This is a genomic window from Jiangella ureilytica, assembly GCF_004348545.1.
Taxonomy (GTDB): Bacteria; Actinomycetota; Actinomycetes; order Jiangellales; family Jiangellaceae; genus Jiangella; species Jiangella ureilytica.
On record NZ_SMKL01000053.1, the window covers coordinates 1 to 22,914 of the forward strand.

19 protein-coding genes are annotated in these 22,914 nt (G+C 72.3%); 3 read left to right on the plus strand and 16 right to left on the minus strand.

Annotated elements, in window-relative coordinates:
- Positions 1-113 precede the first annotated feature (113 nt).
- From E1212_RS20580 to E1212_RS20610, 7 genes are all read right to left on the minus strand, one after another.
- Entirely contained in the window at positions 114-1,133 is a 1,020-nt protein-coding gene (locus E1212_RS20580; protein ID WP_131985902.1) for an ABC transporter ATP-binding protein, read from the minus strand.
- On the minus strand, positions 1,133-2,080 hold the full coding sequence (gene opp4C, locus E1212_RS20585; RefSeq protein ID WP_203417045.1) for an oligopeptide ABC transporter permease: 948 nt from the start codon (positions 2,078-2,080) through the stop codon (positions 1,133-1,135). Before opp4C ends, E1212_RS20580 begins: the two co-directional genes overlap by 1 nt.
- A complete protein-coding gene (locus E1212_RS20590; RefSeq protein ID WP_131985904.1) occupies positions 2,077-3,036 on the minus strand; it encodes an ABC transporter permease in 960 nt (319 codons plus the stop codon). The genes opp4C and E1212_RS20590 overlap by 4 nt, the downstream gene beginning before the upstream one ends.
- A gap of 80 nt (positions 3,037-3,116) precedes the next feature.
- Complete coding sequence (locus E1212_RS20595) at positions 3,117-4,718, minus strand: ABC transporter substrate-binding protein (protein WP_131985906.1); 1,602 nt, start codon at positions 4,716-4,718, stop codon at positions 3,117-3,119.
- Positions 4,719-4,821: 103 nt separating this feature from the next.
- Complete coding sequence (locus tag E1212_RS20600) at positions 4,822-5,691, minus strand: fumarylacetoacetate hydrolase family protein (RefSeq protein ID WP_131985908.1); 870 nt, start codon at positions 5,689-5,691, stop codon at positions 4,822-4,824.
- Entirely contained in the window at positions 5,688-6,665 is a 978-nt protein-coding gene (locus tag E1212_RS20605) for a Gfo/Idh/MocA family protein (protein WP_131985910.1), read from the minus strand. Before E1212_RS20605 ends, E1212_RS20600 begins: the two co-directional genes overlap by 4 nt.
- The gene (locus E1212_RS20610; protein WP_131985912.1) at positions 6,662-7,708 is read right to left on the minus strand and encodes a Gfo/Idh/MocA family protein; all 1,047 of its coding nucleotides are present in this window, start codon (positions 7,706-7,708) and stop codon (positions 6,662-6,664) included. Before E1212_RS20610 ends, E1212_RS20605 begins: the two co-directional genes overlap by 4 nt.
- Before the next feature lie 186 nt (positions 7,709-7,894).
- On the opposite strand from E1212_RS20610, the gene E1212_RS20615 reads away from it, so the two are divergent.
- The gene (locus E1212_RS20615) at positions 7,895-9,247 is read left to right on the plus strand and encodes an aspartate aminotransferase family protein (protein WP_131985913.1); all 1,353 of its coding nucleotides are present in this window, start codon (positions 7,895-7,897) and stop codon (positions 9,245-9,247) included.
- Between the two features lie 362 nt (positions 9,248-9,609).
- Here E1212_RS20615 and E1212_RS20620 read toward each other — a convergent pair whose 3' ends face one another.
- Positions 9,610-10,449, minus strand: a complete 840-nt coding sequence (locus E1212_RS20620; protein WP_131985915.1) for an IclR family transcriptional regulator — start codon at positions 10,447-10,449, stop codon at positions 9,610-9,612.
- A gap of 223 nt (positions 10,450-10,672) precedes the next feature.
- On the opposite strand from E1212_RS20620, the gene E1212_RS20625 reads away from it, so the two are divergent.
- Positions 10,673-11,503 (plus strand): amidohydrolase family protein, encoded by an 831-nt coding sequence (locus E1212_RS20625; RefSeq protein WP_162605560.1) that lies wholly within the window; start codon positions 10,673-10,675, stop codon positions 11,501-11,503.
- A 5-nt stretch (positions 11,504-11,508) separates the two neighbouring features.
- Here the strand turns inward: E1212_RS20625 and E1212_RS20630 are convergent, their stop codons facing one another.
- Genes E1212_RS20630 through E1212_RS20665 form a run of 8 tightly spaced genes read right to left on the minus strand, consistent with a single transcriptional unit; the run spans position 11,509 to position 21,523 of the window.
- Positions 11,509-12,699, minus strand: a complete 1,191-nt coding sequence (locus E1212_RS20630) for an NAD(P)/FAD-dependent oxidoreductase (RefSeq protein ID WP_131985919.1) — start codon at positions 12,697-12,699, stop codon at positions 11,509-11,511.
- Positions 12,696-12,890 carry a ferredoxin gene (locus tag E1212_RS20635; protein WP_131985921.1) on the minus strand — a complete coding sequence of 65 codons (195 nt, stop codon included), beginning with the start codon at positions 12,888-12,890 and terminating at the stop codon, positions 12,696-12,698. Before E1212_RS20635 ends, E1212_RS20630 begins: the two co-directional genes overlap by 4 nt.
- Positions 12,887-14,101 carry a cytochrome P450 gene (locus E1212_RS20640; protein WP_203417046.1) on the minus strand — a complete coding sequence of 405 codons (1,215 nt, stop codon included), beginning with the start codon at positions 14,099-14,101 and terminating at the stop codon, positions 12,887-12,889. Before E1212_RS20640 ends, E1212_RS20635 begins: the two co-directional genes overlap by 4 nt.
- A gap of 9 nt (positions 14,102-14,110) precedes the next feature.
- The gene (locus E1212_RS20645) at positions 14,111-15,061 is read right to left on the minus strand and encodes a C-terminal binding protein (RefSeq protein ID WP_162605561.1); all 951 of its coding nucleotides are present in this window, start codon (positions 15,059-15,061) and stop codon (positions 14,111-14,113) included.
- On the minus strand, positions 15,058-15,987 hold the full coding sequence (locus tag E1212_RS20650; RefSeq protein ID WP_162605562.1) for a dihydrodipicolinate synthase family protein: 930 nt from the start codon (positions 15,985-15,987) through the stop codon (positions 15,058-15,060). The genes E1212_RS20645 and E1212_RS20650 overlap by 4 nt, the downstream gene beginning before the upstream one ends.
- A complete protein-coding gene (locus E1212_RS20655; RefSeq protein ID WP_131985927.1) occupies positions 15,984-17,315 on the minus strand; it encodes a prolyl oligopeptidase family serine peptidase in 1,332 nt (443 codons plus the stop codon). Before E1212_RS20655 ends, E1212_RS20650 begins: the two co-directional genes overlap by 4 nt.
- A gap of 12 nt (positions 17,316-17,327) precedes the next feature.
- Positions 17,328-19,400, minus strand: a complete 2,073-nt coding sequence (locus E1212_RS20660) for a carbohydrate binding domain-containing protein (RefSeq protein ID WP_131985929.1) — start codon at positions 19,398-19,400, stop codon at positions 17,328-17,330.
- A 14-nt stretch (positions 19,401-19,414) separates the two neighbouring features.
- Positions 19,415-21,523 carry a carbohydrate binding domain-containing protein gene (locus E1212_RS20665; RefSeq protein WP_131985931.1) on the minus strand — a complete coding sequence of 703 codons (2,109 nt, stop codon included), beginning with the start codon at positions 21,521-21,523 and terminating at the stop codon, positions 19,415-19,417.
- 170 nt (positions 21,524-21,693) lie between these two features.
- Between E1212_RS20665 and E1212_RS20670 the strand changes: the two genes are divergently transcribed.
- Positions 21,694-22,914, plus strand: coding sequence for a mandelate racemase/muconate lactonizing enzyme family protein (locus E1212_RS20670; protein WP_162605563.1), 1,221 nt, complete (start codon positions 21,694-21,696; stop codon positions 22,912-22,914).

Sequence of the window (22,914 nt, forward strand, 5' to 3'; positions counted from 1 at the left end):
CACCACCAAGCCCTCATCGCACTCGCCCGCCGACGCATCAACGTTCTCTACGCGATACTCCGCGACCGCCAGCCCTACCAGCCCCGACCGCCCAAAGCGGCTTGACAGAAACATCAGCCTGTCACCTCCGTGGGGACGGCCGCGAGCTCCTCGGCGTAGTGGCACGCCGTCCGGTGGACCGCGGTGCCGTTGCCGACGACCCGCAGCTCCGGCCGGTCGGTGCGGCAGTTGTCGCGGGCCAGCGGGCAGCGCGGGTGGAACGGGCACCCCGGCGGCGGGGACAGCAGGCTCGGCGGACTGCCCGGGATCGGGTGCAGCTCGTCGACATCGCGGTCCAGCCGGGGCAGGCTCTCGAGCAGCCCGACGGTGTACGGGTGCCGCGGCGTCGTGAAGACGGTGGTGACGTCGCCCTGCTCGACCACGCGGCCGGCGTACATGACCACGACGCGGTCGGCGAGCTCGGCCACCACGCCGAGGTCGTGGGTGATGAGCAGCGTCGCCGCCTGCGTCTCCTGCTGCGCGACCTTCAGCAGGTCGAGCACCTGCGCCTGGATGGTGACGTCGAGCGCGGTGGTGGGCTCGTCGGCGATCAGCAGGCTGGGCCCGTTGGCGATCGCCATGGCGATCATGGCGCGCTGGCGCATGCCGCCGGAGAACTCGTGCGGGTACTGCCTGAACCGGGCCGCCGCGTCGGGCATGCCGACCAGGGCGAGCAGCTCGATCGCGCGGTCGCGGGCGGCGGACTTCGACATCTTCTTGTCGTGCAGCCGCAGTGCCTCGACGATCTGCCGGCCGATGGTGACGACGGGATTGAGCGCCGTCATCGGGTCCTGGAAGATCATCGCGATCTCGGCGCCGCGGATCGCCCGCAGCTCCTTGGCCGGCAGCGTGCCGAGGTCGCGGCCGCGGAACCGGATCGACCCGCGGACCCGGCGGCCCGATTTCACCAGGCCGAGGATCGACATGGCGGTGACGCTCTTGCCCGAGCCGGACTCGCCGACGACGCCGACGATCTCGCCTCGGTCGATGGTGAAGGCGGCGCCGTCGACGGCCTTGACCACGCCTTCGTCCGTGCGGAACTCGACGGCGAGGTCGTCGACGACCAGCAGCGGTTCGGTGGTGTCGAGCGTCATCAGGACCTCCCCGACTGCCGCGGGTCGACGGCGTCGCGCAGGCCGTCGCCGACGAAGTTGACCGCGAGCACGGTCGCGGCGATGGCCAGGCCCGGTGGCAGCCACAGCCACGGCATGGACTGGATGACCGTCAGGCTCTGCGCGTCGTTGAGCATGTTGCCCCAGCTGGCCTGCGGCGGCTGGACGCCGAGACCGAGGAAGGACAGCACGGCCTCGGCGAGGATCGCGCCGGCGACGGAGATGGTGCCGACGACCACGATCTGGCCCATGGCGGCCGGCACGATGTGCTTGCGCAGCATCCAGCCGCGCGAGGCTCCGGCGACCCGCGCGGCGTGCAGGTACTCGCGTTCTCGCACCGCCAGCGTGACGCCGCGGACCAGCCGCGCCGTCGTCGGCCAGGTCGTGATGGCGATCGAGACGATGAGGATCGGGATGCTCGGCCCCAGGATGCCGGCCAGGACGATGAGGATGACGATGCTCGGGAACGACAGCATCATGTCCGCCGTGCGCATGAGCACGGTGTCGAGCCAGCCGCCGAACAGCCCGGCGACCGCGCCGACGACGGTGCCCAGGAGCACCGCCAGCAGCGCCGCGAAGATGCCGACCAACAGCGAGACGCGGGCGGCGTAGACGAGCCGCGCGAACACGTCGCGGCCGGAGGCGTCGGTGCCGAGCCAGTGCTCGCCCGACGGTGCCCGCCGGATCGCACCGAGGTCGACGGCGGTCGGCGACTGCTGCGCGATGAGCGGAGCAAACACCGCCAGCAGCAGGATGAGCAGCAGGAACACGCCGCCGCCCACCGCGATCTTGTTGCGCCGGAACCGGCGCGCCGCCATGCCCAGCGGCGAGCGGCGCTGCGACCGCACGGCCGCGGTGGTCTCGGTGGCCACCACCTCCTCGGCGGCGGCCACCTCCGGAGTGTCCAGGGACGGGCGCAGGTCGCTCATGTCACCTTCACTCTCGGGTCGACGGCGGCGTAGGCGAGGTCGGCGAGCAGGTTGCAGATGAGCACCAGCGCGGCGACGTAGAGGGCGAAGCCGACGATCACCGGGTAGTCCTGCGCGTTCACCGCGCGCACCGCGAGCTGGCCCATGCCCGGCCAGGCGAACACCTGCTCCAGGACGACGGCGCCGGCCAGCATCTGCGGGATGTTGATCATAATGATGGTGATCAGCGGGATCAGCGAGTTGCGCAGTGCGTGCCGCGTCACCACCCGCCCGGGGGCGGCGCCCTTGGCCTCGGCCGTGCGGACGTAGTCGGCCGACAGCTCGTCGATCAGGCTGCCGCGCACGTACCGCGTCAGCGGCCCGGCGCTGGCCAGCCCCAGGATCGCCGCCGGCATGATCAGGTGCTGCAGGACGTCCGTGCCGCCTCCGCCGCCGGGTGTGGACATGCCCGACGACGGCAGCCAGCCCAGTTGCAGCGAGAAGATGTAGATGGCCACGATGCCGAGGAAGAACGACGGCACCGAGATGACGCCCAGGCTGAGCGCCGCGGCCGCGTAGTCGACGCTGGTGTTGCGGCGCACCGCCGCCACCGTGCCCAGCGGGATGGCGATCAGCAGCGAGATCGCGAGGGCGGTCGACATCAGCAGCACGGTCGGGCCGAGCCGCTCGAGGAGCAGGCCGCTGACCGGCTGCCGGTTGACGAACGAGTCGCCGAGGTTGCCCGTGATCGCGTCGAGGAACCATCGTCCGTACTGCACCAGGACCGGGTCGTTCAGTCCCAGCTCCTCACGCCGGGCCTGGATGAAGGCCTCGCTGCCCTCCTGCAGGTCCTCGGGCCGGATCATCATGCGTACCGGGTCGCCCGGTGCCGCGCGGACCAGCAGGAACACGCCGATCCCGATCAGGATGAACACCACGATGTTGACCAGGATCCGCCTGATGACGAACGCCGTCACCGTTCACCTCCTCCTCGTCCGGCCGCGGTGCCGGGCGGCCGCTCGTGGCGGCCGCCCGGCATCCGCGGGTTCGTGCGAACCTAGCCCTCCAGCGACCATTCCTGGACGTTCCAGAACGGGTTCGTGAAGTCGCCGTTGGGGACGAAGCCCTTGATGTCGTCCGTGTACGCCCAGATGGTGTCCGGGTTGTACAGGTAGATCATCGGCACCTCGGCGTTCTCGATGCGCGCGGCCTGCTGGTAGAGGTCGTAGCGGGCGGCCTCGTCGACCGTCGCGTTGGCCTCGAGCATCAACTGGTCGAACTCCTCGTTGCACCAGTACGACAGGTTGCCGCCGTTCGGGAACCAGGTGGCGCACGAGTTGATCGGGTACACCGCCCACGGGTCCGTGGCGTAGTTGCCGCCGCCGTAGAGCGTCATGTCGTAGGACTGGTTGTTCATCAGGTCGGTGAGCTCACCCGGCTGCACCTGCTTGAGCTGCAGCTTGATGCCGACCTCATTGAGCTGGCTCTCCAGGATGGTGGCGGCCGTGTCGCGGTCGCGCTGGCCGGGGATCCACGACAGCTCGATGACCTGGTTCGGGTCCCAGTTCATCTCGGCCAGCAGCTCGCGGGCCCTGTCCGGGTCGTAGTCGTAGGTCTCGAGGTCGTCCGGCAGCGCGTCGTTCATGAAGCTGGTGTTGACCGGCTGTGCGTGGCCGCCGAGCGCCTCGTCGATCAGCTGCTGACGGTCGACGGCGTACAGCATCGCCTGGCGCAGCCTGACGTCCTGCAGGTACGGCTTCTTCTCGTTCACTGACGTGCGGATGTAGCCGGCGCCGGGGCCGGAGCCCACCTCGATGCCGTCCATCGCCTCGACCGTCTCGAGGTCGGCCGGCGAGATCTGCACGAGGTCCATCTCGCCGGTGCCCAGCTGCGCCGTGGCGACGTCGGAGGTGACCGGGCGCAGATAGATCTCGTCGATCTCCACCTCGCCCTCGCGGAAGCTCGGGTTCTTGACCAGGTGGACGTGCTGGTCGGTCTTGTACTCCTGGAAGATGTACGGCCCGAGGCCCACGTTAGGGCTCTGGGTGAAGAACTCTGTCGTGTCCATGTCCGCCGCCGGAATGTCGGCGAGGATGTGCTCCGGCACGATCATGGTGTTACCGGTGAGGGCCACGATGCCGATGTTCGGCTTGGTCAGCGTCATGACGAACGTGGTGTCGTCGGGCGCGCTGAAGCCGGACACCGTCTCGGCGGTGCCGGCCGCGACCTCGGCGGCGCCCTGGACGTCGGCGAACTTGCTGGCACCGGGACTACCGGTGTCGGGATTCGTCATCAGGTTGTACGTGAAGAGGACGTCCTGGGAGGTGAACGGCTCGCCGTCACTCCACGTGAGACCTTCCTTGATCTTGTACGTGATGGTGAGGCCGTCCTCGGAGATCTCCGGCAGGTCGGCCGCCAGCCGCGGGTACAGGTCGTAGTCCGGGTCGACGCCCAGCAGCGAGTCGAAGATGAGGTTCATGACGACCTGGTCGGGGCCGCTGGCCGGGGCCATCGGGCTGAAGACCGCCGCCGGCGGCTGGTACAGGTACGCGTTGAGCACCGTGTCCTCGGAGCCGCTCGAGGCGCCGTCGTCACCGGACCCGCTGGTGTCGTCCTGGGTCGGATCGGAACAGGCCGCGACGGCGAGAACCATCGCCATGCCGGCGGAGATCAGGGCTGCGCGCTGCGCTCGGGAACGTCTCACAGCTACCTCTCATGGTCTGCTCTGGCCGGGACCGCCCCGGCGGGTGGGTGGAACGGGTTCAGACGACGCGGTTCGTGAGGGTGCCGAGGCCGGCGATGCGCACCGTCATCTGGTCGCCTGGGGCGAGATAGGTTCCGGACGCCGCACCGACTCCGGCCGGCGTCCCGGTCATGATGATGTCGGTGGGTTCGAGCGTCATCAGCCGCGACGCGAACGCGACGAGTTCGGCCACGGTGAAGATCATGTCGGCGGTGCTCCCCTTCTGCCGGAGCGTGCCGTTGACCTCGAGCTCGACGTCGAGGTCCTGCGGATCGGGCACCTCGTCCGCCGTGACGAGGTACGGGCCGTACGGGGCGAACCCGTCCGGCCACTTGCCGGCCAGCCAGTCGAAGAAGCCGACCGCGGAGGACGAGGTGTCGCGCTCGTACCCGTAGTCGACCGACCGCGCCGACACGTCGTTGCCCACGGCGTAGCCGGCCACGTGCTCGAGGGCCTGCTCCACCGGGATGTCCCGGCCGCCCCGGCCCACGACGACGACCAGCTCGGCCTCCCAGTCGACCTGGGTGCTGACCGTCGGCAGGGCGATGTCGGCGCCCGGGTGTGTGATGGAGGTGCCGGGCTTGAGGAACAGCCGCGGCGCCAGGGTCTGCTTGTCCAGCGGCTCGCCGCCGCCCTCGGCGACGTGCTCCTGGTAGTTCGCGGCCACGGCCAGCACCTTCGTGGGGCGCGTGATCGGGGCGCGGACGGCGACGTCGGCGAGCCGGTGGGTCCCGACGGTGTCGCCCGGCCGCCAGCCGGTGGTGGTGCCGGCGCCGGCCTCGACCAGCGCGCCGAGGTCGCCGTCGCCGAGCTCGGCCACGGTGGCGGCCTCGTCGACGACGTACCCGTGCCGGGTCGCACCGTCGCGGGTGTAGCTGACCAGCTTCATCGGCTGCCTTCCTGGAGGTCGACGGGTTGTCCGGACGCGGCCGACGTGCGGGCCGCGTCGACGATCTCGGCGATGTGGACGGCGTCGGCCGCGGACGGGCTGGAAGGGCGGCCGGCCGTCACGGCGGCGTGCAGCTCGTCCAGCAGCCGGTCGACGGTGCTGGGGCCATGCCAGCCTGGTAGCCGACCGCGAGGTCTGCCGTCGGGCCCCGATGACGTCGTGTAGCTCGACGCCTCGCCCCGGCGAAGGACGACAGCCGGGCGCGAGGCGTCGATGTCGAGGACACCGTGCGAGCCACTGACGCGATAGCGGTGCACGGCGAGTCCGGCCGGCCGGGTGTCGGCCAGCTCGCGAGTCCGGCCGACGCTGATGGTGCTGGTCAGGCCGTTCTCGTGGGTGAGGAAGAGCAGCGCGAGGTCGTCGGCGCCGCCGTCGTTCCAATGCGTCGTGAGGCGGGCGTACACGCGGCGGACCCGCAGGCCGGTGAGCGCGAGGACGACGTCGAGCGGGTAGACGGCGAAGTTGGCCAGCTCGCCGGCGGGCGACGGCGTTCCGCCGGCCACGAGGAAGTCGGCCTGCACGTTCCACGGCAGTCCGACCTTGCCCCCGGCGACGGCGCCGCGCGCGGCCGCGATCATCGGGTGGAACCGCTGGTGGTGCGCCGGCAGGCAGACCTTCCCGGTCTCGGCGGCGACGGCGGCGACCTTGGCCGCGTCGGCCGCGGTCAGCGCCAGTGGCTTGTCGGCCAGCACGTGCTTGCCGGCCTGCAGCGCGGCGATGGCGGCGTCGGCGCGGCGGTCCGGCTCGACACAGATGCTGACGACGTCGACGGCGGGATCGTCGAGGTCACCGTCGACGATCTCGAAGCCGGGGTGCGCCTCGAAGGCCGGCTCGTACATGGACCGCTGGTGGTCCTGGTCCGGGCCGAGTCCGGCGAAGCCGAGCAGCAGCACGCCGAGGGTGGTGTCACTCATGCGAGCACCCCCTGCATGACCTCGTCGAGCGTGACCGGCTCGCCGCGTTCGATGGACAGCTCGGTCGCGACGCCGAGCGCGACCGCGCGGACGCCGTCGGCCTGGGTCATCGCCCGCTCGGCGGCCGGGTCGGCGACGGCGTCGAGGAACGCGTCGAGCTGCACGGCGAACCCGTTCGCGGCCTGCGGGTGCAGCAGGCTGGTGCCGGACTCCGTCACGACGGTGGAGCCCCAGCCCTCGGCGGGCAGCTGCAGCACGCCGTCGGTGCCGGCGACCAGCACGTCGCGGCGGTCCAGCGTCGACGGGCGGTGGCCGCGACTCATCTCGCAGACCGCGTCGGCGCCGCCCGCGTACTCCACGTGCATCTCCAGGTAGTCGTAGATCCGCAGCTCGGCGGCGGTCTGGGCGCGGCCCCGGGCGTAGACGACCGTGGGCTCGTCGCGCAGCCACCACGTCACGAGGTCGAGCAGGTGGACGCCGTTGTGCAGCGCGTGCCCGCCGGACTTCGCCGGGTCGAGCACCCAGGCCCGCCAGTCCGGCCAGATCCAGCCGCCGAGCAGCGCGAACCGCGCGAACACCGGGCGGCCGACGGCGCCGCCGGCGATCGCGTCGTTCACCGCCCGGGCGTAGTCGTAGAACCGGTGCGTGTGGGCCGCCATGACGACGGTGCCCGCCGCGTCGAACGCGTCGGCGACGGCGCGGGCCGAGGGCACGGTGATGGTGAGCGGCTTCTCCATGAGCAGGTGCTTGCCAGCCGCGGCGACCTGCAGTGCGATGGGCTCGTGCGTCACGTTCGGCGTGCACACGATCGCCGCGTCGACGTCGGCCCGGCCGAGCGCCTCGGCCAGGTCGGTGGTCCAGGGCACGCCGCCGGCGGCGGTCGCGGCCGCACTGGCCCGGCCGGCGTCGACGTCGACGATGCCGGCGAGCCGGGCGCGGGCGCTGGCTCGCAGCGCGGCGCCGTGGTGGTCGGCGATGAAGCCGGCCCCGACGATCACCACGCCGAGCGGGCGGGTGTCGTCAATCACGGAATGGCGTGCCATGCCGAGTCATCTTTGGGTCGCGGCCTCGCCGTGTCAAGGGCTCGCGCCGTGACGATCACGTAACGGCGCGAGAAATGGAACGTCTTGCCATGCTTGACGAAGCAACCTACGCTTCCGGCAACGACACCACCGAGAGGCGTCGCGTGACGGCCACGTGCCGGGCCGCGACGCGGGAACAGGAGTCCGATGTCCCCGGGGATCGGCACGGCAGCCTCCGACCACAATCCACGCAACACGGCGACCCGCGGCTGGGCGTTGCACCAAGCCGCCGCGGAGGTCATCCCGGGTGGCGTGAACTCCGCGACGCGGTACGTGGGCCACCCGTACGCGTTCGGCGGTGGCGACGGCGCCTACGTCGTCGATCTCGACGGCAACCGCTACCTCGACTACCACGCCGCGTTCGGCGCGATCCTGCTCGGTCACAACTCGCCGGTGGTCGACGACCCGGTGCGGGCGGCCGTCGGCGCCCTCGACCTGTTCGGCCTGGGCGTCACCGAGCTCGAGGTCGAGCTGGCCGTGCGCGTCACCGAGGCGATCCCGTCGGCCGAGATGATGATCGCCACGATGAGCGGCTCCGAGGCCACCGCGCAGGCGGTGCGGCTGGCCCGCGCCGCCACCGGCCGGCAGCTGCTGGTGAAGTTCCAGGGCGGCTTCCACGGCTGGCACGACGCCGTCGCGCGCAACGTCATCTCCCGCCCGGAGCTGGCCTACGGCCGCGACCCGCTGTCGGCCGGCATCCTCGACACCGCCCTCGAGTCGACGCTGATCGCCGAGTTCAACGACCTCGACTCGGTGAAGGCGCTGTTCGAGCAGTACCCGGACCGGATCGCCGCCGTCATCATGGAGCCGATCCCGCACAACGTCGGAGCCCTGGTGCCCACCCAGGAGTTCGTCGACGGCCTGCGGGCGCTGACCGGCGACGAGGGCGCCCTGCTCATCTTCGACGAGGTCATCACCGGTTTCCGGCACGCCCTGGGCGGCTACCAGGAGGTCTGCGGCGTCCGGCCCGACCTCACGACCTTCGGCAAGGGCATGGCCAACGGCTACCCGATCGGCGGCCTGGCCGGGCCGCGCTCGCTCATGGAGCGCTTCGACGGCCAGAAGGGCGACGTGCTGCTGGCCGGCACCTTCAACGGCTACGCCCTCGGCGCGACCGCCGCGATCGCGACCATCGACTACCTGCGCGCGAACCCGGACTTCTACACCCGCACCCACGCGCTGGGCGAGCGGCTGCGGTCCGGTCTCGCGGGCATCGTGTCCGACCTGGACCTGCAGGCGACGGTGGCCGGCTTCGGGGGCGTGTTCTCGCTCTACTTCACCGCCGGCCCGATCAAGGGCTACCGCGACCTCATGCGCAACGACGACCAGGCCTACGCCACGTTCCACCGCCGCATGACCGACGCCGGCTTCCTGATGATCCCGATGTCGCTCAAGCGCAACCACATCTCCGGCTCGCACACCGAGGACGACGTCGACCGCACCCTCGATGCGGCCCGCGACGTCCTGGCCTCGATGAAGGCCGACGGCACGGCGCACTAGGGTGTGTCTCCCAAGTCCATGGCCTACTGCGCGACGCCCAGGCGGCGCCTCGCTGCGTTCTCGTCGGTCGTCATAGAACCCCGCTATGACTCCCTCCTCGGCCTTGCGAGGCATCCGCCTGGACGCCGCTCGCTACGGCCGAGACTTGGGAGACACACCCTAGGGGGAGAGTCCGACGGCGGCGGCACCGGTCGTGTCCCCGACCGGCGCCGCCGCCGTCTCGCGCAGCCCGCGGCCCGGCTCGGCACAGGGGGACGGTAGCCGTCACGGCCTGGTGACCTCGGCGCCAACGACCTGGCCCCGACCTGCCCGCGGAGACCAGCCGGCTGTGCCACCGTTGCAGGTGGGTCATCGCTGCGGCCTCACCGGCGCCGGCTGAGGGCTCCCCTGGCGAACATCGCCAGCACCGGCTCGACCCCGGCGTCGCCGGCGAGCTCGCCGGCGACGTCGCGCAGGGTCGCGACGATGTGCGGCTCACGCTCCGGAGTCAGCTCGGCAGCAGGACCCGAGACGCCGAGCGCACCGACCAGCTCGCCGTCGACGCGTACCGCGACGGCGACGCACCGCAGGCCGCGGGCGCACTCCTCGTCGTCGATGGCGTAGCCACGGTCGCGGATGCGCCGCAGTTCGGCCTCCAGTGCCCGCTCGGTGACGATGGTGCGCTCGGTGAGTTGCGGAAACGGCTGCGCCGGCAGGTGCTCTCGCGCTTCGTCGAAGGTGAGGCCGGCCAGCATCGCCTTGCCGACGCCGGAGGCGTGCGCCGGCGACCGTCCACCCTCCTTGCCGGTGAAGTGCAGCGGCCGCTCCGGGAACTCGACGCACAGGTCGGCGGCGTGCACGCCGTCGAGGGCCGCGTACTTCGCCGTCCAGCCGACCTCGTGGGCGAGTGCGCGCACGTGCGGCCGGAGCAGGTCGACCGGCGTGCCGCTGTCGAGGTAGGCGGCGACGATCGGCAGCACGCCGTGACCGAGCACGAACGCCGGCCGGTCGTCGATGCGGAGGACGAAGTCCTGCTCCTCCAGCACCGCGAGCAACCGGACCAGCGTGCTCTTCGGCTGCTCCGTCGCCTCGTGCAGCTCGGTGAGCGTCACGGGCGCACCCGCCGACGCGACGTGCACCAGGAGGCGCAGCCCCCGCGTCAGTGCGTGCGAGTGGTAATGGGCGCGGTCGGCCCCGGCCGCGCCGCCCGTGGGGGTCTCCATGCCGCACCTCCTTGTGGAAGCTCATTTCACGTATCGTCGACGCGACCGGCGCCGGGGCGCCCCTCGCGTCTGCGCGCAGACTAGCACCGTGGCCGGTCGCCGCTGCACAAGGGCACTACAGCCGGCAATACCCGCATGAGCGCGGCGGGCGAGTACCGCCGTTGACATGGCACCCGATTCCATATAGTCATGGCACACGCAGTCCATCGACCGAGGAGACTCGTTGATCGTCGACGTGCACACCCACTGCAACACCTCGGCCCACCACGGCCGGTACGAGCAGGACCGGGCCCGGATCTACGGCGACCGGCCGGAGAACCCGCCGGAGAAATACGACGAGGCGATGGCCGACGTCGACGTCTCGATCGTCGTCGGCCTGCGCGCCACCCGGCTGGGCGTGGCGACGCCGAACGAGTACATCGCCGGCTTCGTCGAGCAGACCACCCGGCCGGCCATCGGCTACATGGCGCTGGACCTGTGCGACGACGACGTCATGGACCAGCTGGAGGACGGCCTGGCGCGGGGGCTTCAAGGTGTGAAGCTGTACCCGATCCTGGCCGGCTTCGACGTGCGGGAGCCCAAGCACGACCCGTTCTTCCGCGAGGTGGCCCGGCTCGGCATCCCGCTGCTCATCCACACCGGCACCAGCGCCTCCAAGGACGCCATCCTGGAGCTGAGCCACCCGCTGGTGTACGACGGGCTGGCCCGCCGGCACCCGGACGTGCGGATGGTGCTGGCGCACATGTCGCACCCCTGGCAGCGCGAGTGCGTGATCGTGCTGCGCAAGCACGCCAACGTCTACGCGGACGTGTCGGCGATGTGGCTGCGCACGATGGAGGGCTACCAGGCCATCGTCCGGGCCCAGGAGTGGGATGTCGTGCACAAACTGATGTTCGGCTCGGACTACCCGATCTGGACGCCGCGGCAGGGCATCGACGGGCTGCGGGCGATGGCCCGGAAGGACTGGTCGCCGTTCCCGCAGATCGAGCCGGCGACGATCGAGGACATTCTGCACCGCGACAGCCTCGAGCTGCTGGGGCTGAAGGCGCCCTGACGGGGTCAAGGCGGGGCCGCGTCCGGCCAGGGCGCGGCCTCGGCCACCAGGGCCCGGGCCCGCAGCAGCTCGCGTGCCGACCGCCAGCCGAGTGCGCCGGTGACCCGGCCGTCGCTGCCGTAGAGGGCGACGAACCGGCCGTCCTCGGGCGACCCGGAGACGACGGCGAACCGGTCGGTCCCGGTCAGCCGCCCGTACACCTGGAGCTTGACCTCGTACTGGTCGCTCCAGACGTAGGGCACCGGCTGGTACGGATCGTCCGCGCCGAGCATCGCCCGGGACGCGGCCATCGCCTGCTCGGTCGCGTTCGTCCGGTGCTCGATCCGCACGCTCTCGCCGCGACCGCGGTGGAACCAGCGGGCCACGTCGCCGGCGGCGAACACACCGGGCGCGGCCCGGCAGCGGTCGTCGCAGCCGACGCCGTCGGCGAGGTCCAGGCCGCTGCCGGCCAGCCAGTCCGTCGCCGGGACCGAGCCGATCGCGACCAGCACGCAGCTGGCCGCCACGGTCGTCCCGTCGTCCAGGCGGACCCCGGTGACCCGGCCGGCGTCGCTGGTCAGGCCCGCGACACCGGTCCCGAGCCGGAGTTGCACGCCGTGCTCGGCGTGCAGCCGCGCCAGCAGCCCGGCCACGACCGGGCCGACCTGGCGCAACAGCGGCGCGGGCGCCGGGTCGACCAGCGTGACCGCGACGTCCAGGCCGCGCAGCGTCGCCGCCGTCTCCGCGCCGAGGAAGCCGGCGCCGACGACGACCACCCGGGCGGCCGACCGTGCGGCGGACTGGAACGCCACGGTGTCGTCGAGCGTGCGCAGCACGTGCACGCCGGCCAGCCCGGCGGTCTCGGGGAGGGTGCGCGGCCGGACGCCGGTCGCGACCAGCAGCGCGTCATAGGGCACGTCGGCGCCGGCCACCCGCACCGTCCGGTCCGCGACGGAGACGGCCGTCGCCGCGCTGCTCGGCCGCCAGTCGATCCCCAGCTCGTCGTAGCGGTGCCCGGCCAGCAGCTCCAGCCGGTCCGGCGCCCAGGCGCCGGCGAGGAGTTGCTTGGACAGCGGCGGCCGGTCGTAGGGGCGGTGCGGCTCGGCACCGAGCAGGGTGAGCTCGCCGTCGAACCCGTCGGCGCGCAGCGACTCCGCGGCGGTCAGGCCGGCGGCGCCGCCGCCGACGATCACGACCCGCCGGACCGCCGCGGTCACCCGCCGGCCAGCCTGATCGCCCGCGCGGGGCACAGCCGCGCGGCCAGCGCGACGTCGTCGGCCCGATCCGGCCCGGGGTCGTCGTCGAGCACGACCACCAGGCCGTCGTCGTCCTGGTCGAACACGTCCGGCGCGGCCATGACGCACTGGCCGCCGCCGACGCACTGGTCGATCTCCACCTCGATCATCATCGGTCCTCCCGTGGCTCGTCCCAGGTCAGCGGCAGCGCCGCCAGGCTGAGGAACGCGTACTCCTTGACCTCCAGCTCGGCCGGGTCGACGGCGAGGCGCAGCGACGGGACGCGCCGGAACAGCGTCTCCACGACGGTCTGCAGCTCGACCCGGGCCAGCGGCTGGCCGAGGCACTGGTGCACGCCGTAGCCGAAGGCGACGTGGTGCCGGGCCTCCCGGTGCACGTCGAAGGTGTCCGCGTCCGGGAACGCGGCGTCGTCGCGGTTGGCGCCTGCGACCGCCGCGATCACGCCGTCGCCGGCCTCGAGCCGCTGCCCGGCGATCTCGATCGGCTCGGTCACCACCCGGGTCGGCGAGATGTGGAAGATGCTGATGTAGCGCAGCAGCTCCTCGACGGCGGCCGGCACCAAGGACGGGTCCGCGCGCAGCTCGGCCAGCTGGTCCGGGTGCCGCAGCAGCGTCGCGATGCCCAGCCCGATCATGTTCGTGGTGGTCTCGTGGCCGGCGGTGATGAGCAGCCGGACCGCCGCGACCAGCTCCTCCCGGGTGACGACGTCGCCGCCGAGCTGGTCGGCGACCAGCTCGCTGATCAGGTCGTCGGCCGGCTCGCGCCGCTTGCGCTCGATCAGCTCGTCGGCGTAGGCGAGCATCTCGTTCGTCGCCCTGATGACGTTCTCCGGCGACGTGGTGAGGGTGTTGCGCTCGTGGTCCAGCGCCTGGAACCGGGCCCGGTCGTCCAGCGGCATGCCCAGCACGTGGCAGATCGTGCGGGACGGCACCTCTCCCGCGAGCGCCGTCACGAAGTCGGCCGGCGGCCCGGCCGCCAGGATGCCGGTGATCAGGTCGTCGACGATGCCCTGCACGACCGGGCGCAGCGCCTCGATCCGCCGGATGGCGAAGTACTTGGTGAACACGCGGCGCAGCCGGGTGTGGTCGGGCGGGTCCATGCCGACGAACGTCGTGCGGCCGGACCGCTCCAGCGCCTCGCGGCCCGGCGTCGGGAACGGGAACCCGTCCCGGCGGCGATCCACGCTGATCCGCGGGTCGCCCAGCAGCGAACGCACCTGCTCGTACCCGGTGACCAGCCAGGCGGTGCGGTCGTCCCATAGCCGCACCCGGGTCAGCCCACCGGCCTCGCGCGCCGCGGCGTACCCGGGCGGCGGGTCGAACGGCGTCAGCCGCGTCATCGGGAACGCAGGCAGGTCGTTCACGGTGTCACCTCATCGGTCGATCGGCCGGGGCCGGATGCCCCGCTGGACGAAGTCGAGGGCGACCCGCGCCGCGGTCCGCCCCAGCTGTTCCTCTGAACCCTGGGAGTACCAGGCGACGTGCGGCGTGACCAGGACGTCGTCGCGGCCGAGCAGCGGCCGCAGCGCGGCGGCGTCCGGCTCGCCCTCGACGACGTCGAGCCCGGCGCCGGCGACCAGACCCGCGTCGAGCGCCTCGACCAGCGCCGTGGTGTCGATCAGGCCGCCGCGGGCGGTGTTGACGATCACCGGGCGGCGGCGCATGCGGGCGAACGCCGCGCGGTCCAGCAGGTGCCGGCTGGCCGGGGTGAGCGGCGCATGCAGGCTGATGACGTCGCTGGTCGCGAGCAGCTCGTCCAGCTCCACCGCGCCCACGCCGGTCCGCTCGAACCGGTGCGGGGCGAGCGGGTCGTAGGCGACGACGTCCAGGCCGAACGCCCGCGCGCGGCCGGCCACCGCCGTGCCGATCCGGCCCAGGCCGACGATGCCGAGCCGGCGGCCCTGCAGCCGCGGGACCGGGACCTGCTCGACCGAGCGCCAGTCGCCGCCGGTCTGCGCGGTGAAGTGGCCGAGCCGCCGGACCGTCGCGAGCAGCAGCAGCATCGCGTGGTCGGCGACCTCGTTCGTCCCGTAGTCGGCGACGTTGGTGACCAGGATCCCCTGCCGGTCCGCGGCCGCCAGGTCGATCTTGTCCACCCCGACGCCGCCCCGGACCAGCAGCCGCAGCTTCGGGAAGGCGGCCAGCAGGCCGGCGCTCACCGGCGCGCCGCCGACGATGAGCGCCTCGGCCGCCACGGCCTCGATGTCGACGGGCGAGGCGGGCAGCACCGCGTACGGCACGCCCGCCTCGTCCAGCGTCCGCAGCGTGGCCGGCAGGAACGGCGCCGCCGCCGCCCACACCGCGATCCTCGCCCGGTCCGTCACGCCTCCACCCACCGTGGGTGACGCTCACGCAGCGCGGCCCGGAACGCCTGGAAGGCCGCGTCGGAGGCGCCCTGATAGGGCGGCAGCAGCGCCAGCGGGAACCGCGGGTCGCGCACCTTGGCGAAGATCTTGTCGAACGCGCCGTCCATGTGCGGGCCCGGCCCGACCGCCCGGCGCAGCTCGCCGCTCATCTCCAGCAGCTCCGCACAGATCGCCAGCAGGGCGTCGGCGTCGCGGGCGACCCCGGCGTCGAAGTACTCACGAGCCAGCCGGGGCCGCACCGACGCGATCGACACGAGGAAGCCGGCCGGACCGACCAGGCTCGCGTAGCTGTACGTGGCCTCGGTGACGAAGTGCCGCAGCGCCGGCGCCTTGGCGAACAGCCCGTGCACGGTCGCGTAGTCGGCCCGGGTGTGCTTGACCGCCACCAGATTCGGGTGCGCCGCGGCCAGCGTCGCGTAGTCGTCCGGGGTGAGCATCCGCCCCGACCGCGCCAGGTTGTAGTGCAGGAACTCCGCCTCCGGGAAGCGCCCGCAGGTCTGCGCGAAGAAGGTCGCCAGTTCGGCGTCGTTGAGCGCGCCCCAGGACGGCAGCGACAGCTGGAACGACCGGATCCCGCGGGCGACGCAGCGCTCGATCCGGCCGATCACCACCGGCAGCGACGGGCTGATCAGCCCGACCATCGGGTCGACGCCGTGCCGCCGCGACTCGTCGGCGAACACGTCCACGACCTGGTCGAAGCGGCGCTCGTCGACGGCGTAGCCCTCGCCCGCCGTGCCGAAGACGTACAAGTGGCGCAGGTCCTGCGCCACCTGGTCGGCGATGCTGGCGCGGAACAGCTCCTCGGCTACCTCGCCGGACTCGTCCCACGGCACGCAGCAGGCGGCCAGCACCGTGCGCGGGTACCTCGCCTCGTCGGTGCTCAAGGGCTCACGTTCCGTTCGATCCAGGCGGCGGAGTGCTCGGGGGCGCCCGTCGGTGTCGTGTGCCCACGCGGTTCGGACAGCACGTGCAGCTCCACCTCGCTCGCCACGCTACGCGTCAGCGTGACGTCATCGTGGTACGAGACGCCCTGCGCCGCGACGGCGCCGTAGATCAGCACGTCCAGCGTGGCCGCGTCGGCCGGCGCCACCGCGCTGACGGACACATCCTCCCAGGTGCTGCTCGCCGCGGGCGCCACGAACTCGTAGCCGACGCGGGTGCCGGAAGCGTTGAAGAACTCCAGGAACATCGTCGCCGGCGTGCCGGACTCGGTGTACACCCAGCTCGTCGCCGTGTACTGCGACCCGGGAACGGCCGGCAACCGCGGCGTGCGCACCCCGACCGCCGTGCCGCTCGCGTTCTCCACCCGCAGGCTGCCCGTCCCCGTGTGCGCCTGGGTGGTGCTCGGCCCCGCGGTCTGCGTCTTGGGCAGCGGGTCCAGCGTCCACGGCGCCGGCCAGCCACCGGTCAGGTCCTCGAACGACGGGTTCACGATCCCGGCCACGGGGAAGCCGGTGACCGCGGCGGCGCTGAGCGCCCGGGCGGCCTCGATCGCGGAGTCGGTCCCGACGCGCACGTCGCGGTCGCCGATGACGATGTACACCGGCCGTCCGACCAGCGGATCGAGGTGCGCCGCCAGGCTCAGCTCGTCGACGAACGGCACCGACGCGGCGGTCGCGAACTCGCTCACCTGGCGCAGGTCCGTCACCGGCGCGTACCCCACGGCGCACGCCACGCGCGGGTCGAACGCCGCGTAGCGCAGCGCCAGGAAGCCGCCGCGAGAGGTCCCGGCGACGGCGATGCGCTCGGCGTCGACCAGCTCCTCGTCGATCAGATGGTCGAGCACCTGCTTGAGCCGGGTGTTGAAGTCAGCGACGAAGTCGTGCTCGTCGACCGCGAGCTCCGCCCAGCCCGGCAACCCCTCGGACCTGCCCGGATACAGGTGACCGCCGTGGCAGGGCGGGTCGATGGAGACGCAGAGGTAGTTCGCCGGCGGTTCCACCAGGATCGTGCCGGCCTGCAGGTGGCTGCTCGTGAGCGCCCGGTCGATCGTCAGGGACAGGATGACCAGCGTGGGCGCGGGCGCCGACGGGATGGTGCCGAGCAGCCCGTACTCCACGTCGCCCGCCGGCCCCGGGGCGATCCCGTAGACGACGGAGAACGGCGCCGCCTGGGCCGGGCCGGCGGTGCTGGTCAGGGCGCCGGCCGTGCCGGCGGCCACGAACGACGCCGCGGTGCCCTTGAGCACGGTGCGCCTGGAGAGATTCGTCATGTCCCGGTCCTCCTACACGAGGTAGATGGCGCTGAGCTTGATGGACGTGTTCGCGGTGCCGGCGAAGACGCCGCGGATCCGGATCCGCTCCGGCGGCGCGGCCGTGCCCGGCCAGGTCACCGGCGTGCGGAAGCCGTCGGTCGAGACGACGGCGGTGTCCGTCCCGGAGTAGCCGGCCAGCGGCGTCAGCCGGTCGTCGAGCAGTTCCAGCCGCAGCGTCGCGTCCGTGCCGAGCCCTTCGACGTTGACGAAGACGTCCGGCGCCTCCGTGCGGGCGCCGATGTCGATCGGAGCGGTCAGGAACTCGCTGGTGATCTCCGGCAGCTGGTAGTCGCCGGCGCCCTTGGCGCGCAGGTCGACGACGAGGTCGCCGAACCGGTCCTTCGGCAGCACGGCGATGCCGACGCCGCCCCGCCCGGCCCGCGGCTCGGGGTCGTCGCTGGTGCGGGGGTCCCAGGCGCCGTAGTAGACGAACGTCTCGTCGCCGAGGTGCTCGAACCCCTGGCCCTGCAGCACGCCGCCGGCGTCCCAGTCGACCGGCGTCACGGCGATGTCGTCGTGGTAGGACACCCCGGCCGCCGCCGTCGTGCCCCACACCATGACGTCGAGGGTCGCCGTCCCGGCGGGCGCGGTCTCGGTCACCGTGACCCGCTGCCAGGTCCCGCTCGCGGCCGGCTGGACGAACGTCCAGCCGATCCGGGTGCCGGCGGCGTTGAAGAACTCCAGGAACAGCTGCGACGGCGTCCCGCTCTCGGTCAGCACCCACATCGACGCCGTGTACGGCCCGCCCGGCTGCGCCGGCAGCCGCGGGGAGCGCACGCCGATGGGTGTGCCGGCGACGTTCTGCACCCGCAGGCTGCGGGTGCCGCTGTGCGCCTGCGCGGTGCTGCTCGACGCGGTCTGGCCCCGCGGCGGCAGGTCCAGCGTCCACCCCGCCGGCCAGCCGCCGGAGAGGTCCTCGAACGACGGGTTGGCGACGGTGACCGGCGGGACCAGCCCGCTCCGGGACAGGAACGTGAACTCGTGCGCCGGCTCGCGGAAGTTCACCCCGTCGTTGCTGATGACGAAGCCGAGGTCGATGCCGATGTCGTCCCAGTCGGCGGCGCCGTGCCAGCGGCCCACGGTGCCGATCAGCACGTTGCCCCGGTTCCAGACGCTGACGCCCTCGTGCTGCTGCTCGCCCTCCAGGCTGCGACCGGCGCCGAGCAGCGTGTGCTGGGCGGTGCGGGCGAAGGCCATGACGTTCGTCTGCGACCAGGTGACGAAGTCGCCGGAGATCCAGCCGCGGGCCACCCGGCCGTGGTAAGGCCGCACCGACGGGTTCCCGTTCTGCCCGGACAGGTGGTAGTTGCCCTCCCACCGGTACAGGCCGCCGACCCGCTCGGCGTGCAGCGCCGGGATGACCGGGTCGCTCTCCTCCAGCATGAAGTCGACCGGCGTGATGGGGGTCAGCGAGGTCCAGCTGAGCCCGTCCGGGCTGGCGAACAGCGCCAGCGTGCCGTGGTTGTTGCCCCGGTTGTCCCAGTAGACGTGTGCCGCCATCTTGTAGCGCAGGTCCGGGTCGGGGTCGTCCGGCTCGTACAGCACCTTGACGTTGAGGACGCCGATGCCGGGGTCCATCGCCACCAGGTTGTTGGCGGTGTTGCCGCGGTATGTCACCAGGCCGAGGTCCGGCTTGGTCCAGGTCACGCCGTCGGTGCTCTCGGCGTAGGCGACCTTCCACCACTCGGGGCTGCCACCGAGCTCGTTGCGCTCGTCGCCCACCGCGCAGTACCACATGCGGTAGACGCCGCCGACCTCGATCACCGAGCCGTAGAACTGCGCCGCCCACGAGTCCGGCTCCCCCGGCCCGCCGCGCGGGACGACCGGGTTCGCCGGGTGCTTGACCGGCGTGCGCATCTGGACCTCGAGGTTCTGCACGAACGGAATCGACACCTGGTCGAATGCGAAGAGCGTGATCTCGCCGCCCGGCCCCGAGGTGGCCGCCACCTCGGTGCTCTCGGCGGATCGGACGCCGGCCAGCGCGAGGCCGCCTGCGGCGGCGCCGGCCAGTCCGGCCCGGCGGGTGAATCGCATGGGCTCCATCGCGGCCACCGCCCTCAGTCCACGTAGATCGCGCTGAGTTTGATGTCGGTGTTCTGCTCCCCGTCGAAGTAGCCGCGGAGGCGGACCTTCTCCGGGACCCGGCCGCGGCCCCAGGACAGCGGTGTGCGGAACCCGTCGGTGCTGACGATCGCGGCGTCGGCCCCGGAGTAGCCGGGGATCGGGACGAAGTCGTGCGTCAGCAGCTCGAACCGCAGCGTCGCGCCGTCGCCCAGGCCCTCGGCGTTGACGTGGAACCTCGGCCGCCGGTGCCGCGCGCCCAGCACGATGGTCGCCGTGATGAACTCGCTGGTGACCTCCGGGATCTGGTAGTCGCCCTCGCCCTCGGCGCGCAGGTCGACGGTCAGGTCGCCGAACCGGTCCTTCGGCAGGACGGCGATGCCGACGCCGCCGCGGGGCGGCAGCGGCACGCCGGGGATGTTCACCCGCGGGTCCCAGGTGCCGTAGTAGACGAACGTCTCGTCGCCGATGTTCTCGAAGCCCTGGCCCTGGATGACGCCGCCGCGGTCCCAGTCCGGCTCACCCTCGCCGGACCCGGGCCAGCTGACGGCGACGTCGTCGTGGAAGGACACGCCGGCCGTCGCCGTGGCGCCGTAGACCATCACGTTCAGGCTGGCGGTGCCGGCCGGCGCGGTCGCCGTGAGCGTCACCTCGGCCCAGTCGTCCGACGCGCCGGGCTGGACGGAGTGGTTGGCCAGCCGACGGCCGCTGCCGTCGAAGAACTCCAGGTACAGCTGGGCCGTGGCGCCGGATTCTGTGAGCGCCCACATCGAAACGGTGTACTCGACGCCCTCGTCGGCCGGCAGCTTCGCCGTGCGCACGCCGACGGACGTGCCGGCCGCGTTCTCGACCCGGAGGCTGGTGGCGCCGGTGCGGGCCCGTTCGGTGCTGGCGGCAGCGGTCTGCGCCCGGTTCGCGTCGAGCGTCCAGCCGGTGGGCCAGCCGTCGTCGTCGAGGTCCTCGAACGACGGGTTCGGCACCAGCGCCGGTGGCGCGCCGTCGCCGCCGCGCGGGATGAATGTCCACTCGTGCGCCGGCTCGCGGAAGCTCAGGCCGTCGTTGCTGACCAGCAAGCCCAGGTCGATGGTGACGTTCTGCCAGCTCATGTCGCCGTGCCAGCGGCCGACCACGCCGAGCAGGACGTTGCCGCGGTTCCACACGGCGATGCCCTCGTGCTGCTGCTCGCCGTCGAGGCTGCGGCCCGGGCCCAGCAGCGTGTGCTGCTGGTGCCGGATCCAGCTCAACGTGCTGGTCTGCTGCCACTGGGCGAAGTCGCCGGACTCCCAGGTGCGCCCGACCCGCCCGTGCACCGGCCGGACCGCGCCGATGCCGTTCTGGCCGCTGGCGTAGTAGGTGTCCTGCCACTTGTACAGGCCGCCGACCGGCTCGGCGTGGAACGCCGGCAGCAACAGCTCGTCGGCGACCATCTCGGCGTCGACCGGCGCGATGTCGGTGAGCGACGTCCAGGTCAGGCCGTCCGGGCTGGCGTAGACCGCGAGTGTCCCGTGCCGGTTGCCCCTGTTCTGCCAGTAGACGTGGCAGCCCATCTTGTAGCGGCGGCTGGGGTGGTCGTCGGGCTCGTAGAGCACCTTGAGGTTCAGCACGCCGATCGGCGGGTCCATCCGGACCAGGTTGTTGTGCGTGCTGCCGCGGAACTCGACCAGGCCGAGGTCGGGCTTGGTCCAGGTGACGCCGTCGGTGCTCTCGGCGTAGGCCACCCGCCACAGTGCGGACGTGCTGCCGGTGTGCTCCGCGCGCTCCTCGGCACTGACGGCGCAGTACCACATGCGGTACACGTCGCCGACCTTGATCACCGAGCCGTAGAACTGCACCGCCCACGAGTCCACGGCGCCGGCGCCGCCGCGCGGGACCACCGGGTTGGCCGGATGCTTGATCGGGCTGCGCATCTCCAGCTTGAGGTTCTGCACCGACGGGATCGACACCTGGTCGAACGCGAACAGTGTCAGCTCGTCCAGGTCGTCGGTCCAGTGCACCTCCGTGGCCGACGCGGTCGTGCCGGCGAGGGTCCCGGCGCCGGCCAGGGTGAGGCCGCCCGCCACCGCCCCGGCCAGCCCTGCGCGCCGGGAGAACCTGATCTCGTCCATCGACTGTCTCCTGTTCGTCGAACCGGACATCGCGGGAAAGGTGGCACGAGAATTCATGGAAGCTGGTTCCATGTCAAGAGCGTTCACGGCGCCCGCCAAGGTCGGCGGTGGTCCCGCATCTGGCCGATTGCGGTGTTGACATGGCACCGGATTCCATATCTGATGACGACATGCGCATCACCGAGGTCGGCCCGGTCCTGCTCACCGGGCCCTCGAGCAACGACCCGTGGATCACCTTCGCCAAGCGGCTGCGGACGGCAGCGTTCGTCGAGATCCGCACCGACGCCGGCCTGACCGGCATCGGCGAGACCTACGCGGGCTACTTCGGGCCCGAGCTGGTCGGCCCGGTGGTCGACTACGTCCGGCCGATCCTCGTCGGGGCCGACACGACCGACCCGCGCGAGCTGACCGCCAGGATGCGGCGCTCGCTGACCTACATCGCCCGGGTCGGCGCCGGCGCGGCCGTCATCTCCGCCGTCGAGGCGGCACTGTGGGACCTGGCGGGCAAGGCCGAGGGCGTACCGGTGCACCAGTTGCTCGGCGGCGCGCGGTACGACCGGCTGCCCGCGTACGCCACCGGCGGCCCGTCGCCGTGGCCCCCGGAGCAGCTCAAGCGCAAGCTGGACCGGTACCTCGAGCTCGGCTTCACCGCGGTGAAGGTCGCGTCCGGCTACCTCGACCAGGCCGCGCGCACCCCAGTTCCGTCGCCGCGGGGCCCCGAGGGTGCCGCCCAGGTCGAGGTGGAGAAGGTGGAGATGCTGCGGGCGCAGGCCGGCCCGGACGTCGGCATCATGCTCGACGGCCACATGGGCCACCGCGGCGACCGGGACCGCTGGGACCTGACGACGGCCACGGCCGTGCTCACCGCGCTCGGGCCGTACGGCCTGACGTTCTTCGAGGAGCCGCTGCCCTACCTCGACCCCGGCGAGTACGCCGAGCTGACCCGGGTGTCGCCGGTCCCGGTGGCCGGCGGTGAGCAGCTGAGCAGCTACGACGAGTTCCGGCTGTGGATGGATCGGGACGCGTTCGCGGTCGCCCAACCGGACGCGTCGTGGCTCGGGCCGTCCGAGTTCGTCGACGTGGGCCGGCTGGCCGCGCGGCGCGGCGCGATGGTCGCCTCGCACGCGTGGAGCGCCGGGGCGGGGGTCATGCAGAACATCCACGCGGCGTTCGCGTCGCCGTCGGCGCTGATCGTGGAGATCCCGCCGGATGCCGGCGAGCTGCACACGCTGCTCTGGGGCGACAACCTCGTGATCGAGGACGGCCACGTGCTGCGGCCCGACGCGCCGGGGCTGGGGGTCACGCTGACCGACGAGGTCAAGGAGCGGTTCCCGTTCCGCCCCGGCATGGAGGAGTTCGCCAGCGTGCCGGGCAAGCGGCTGCGGAGCTGA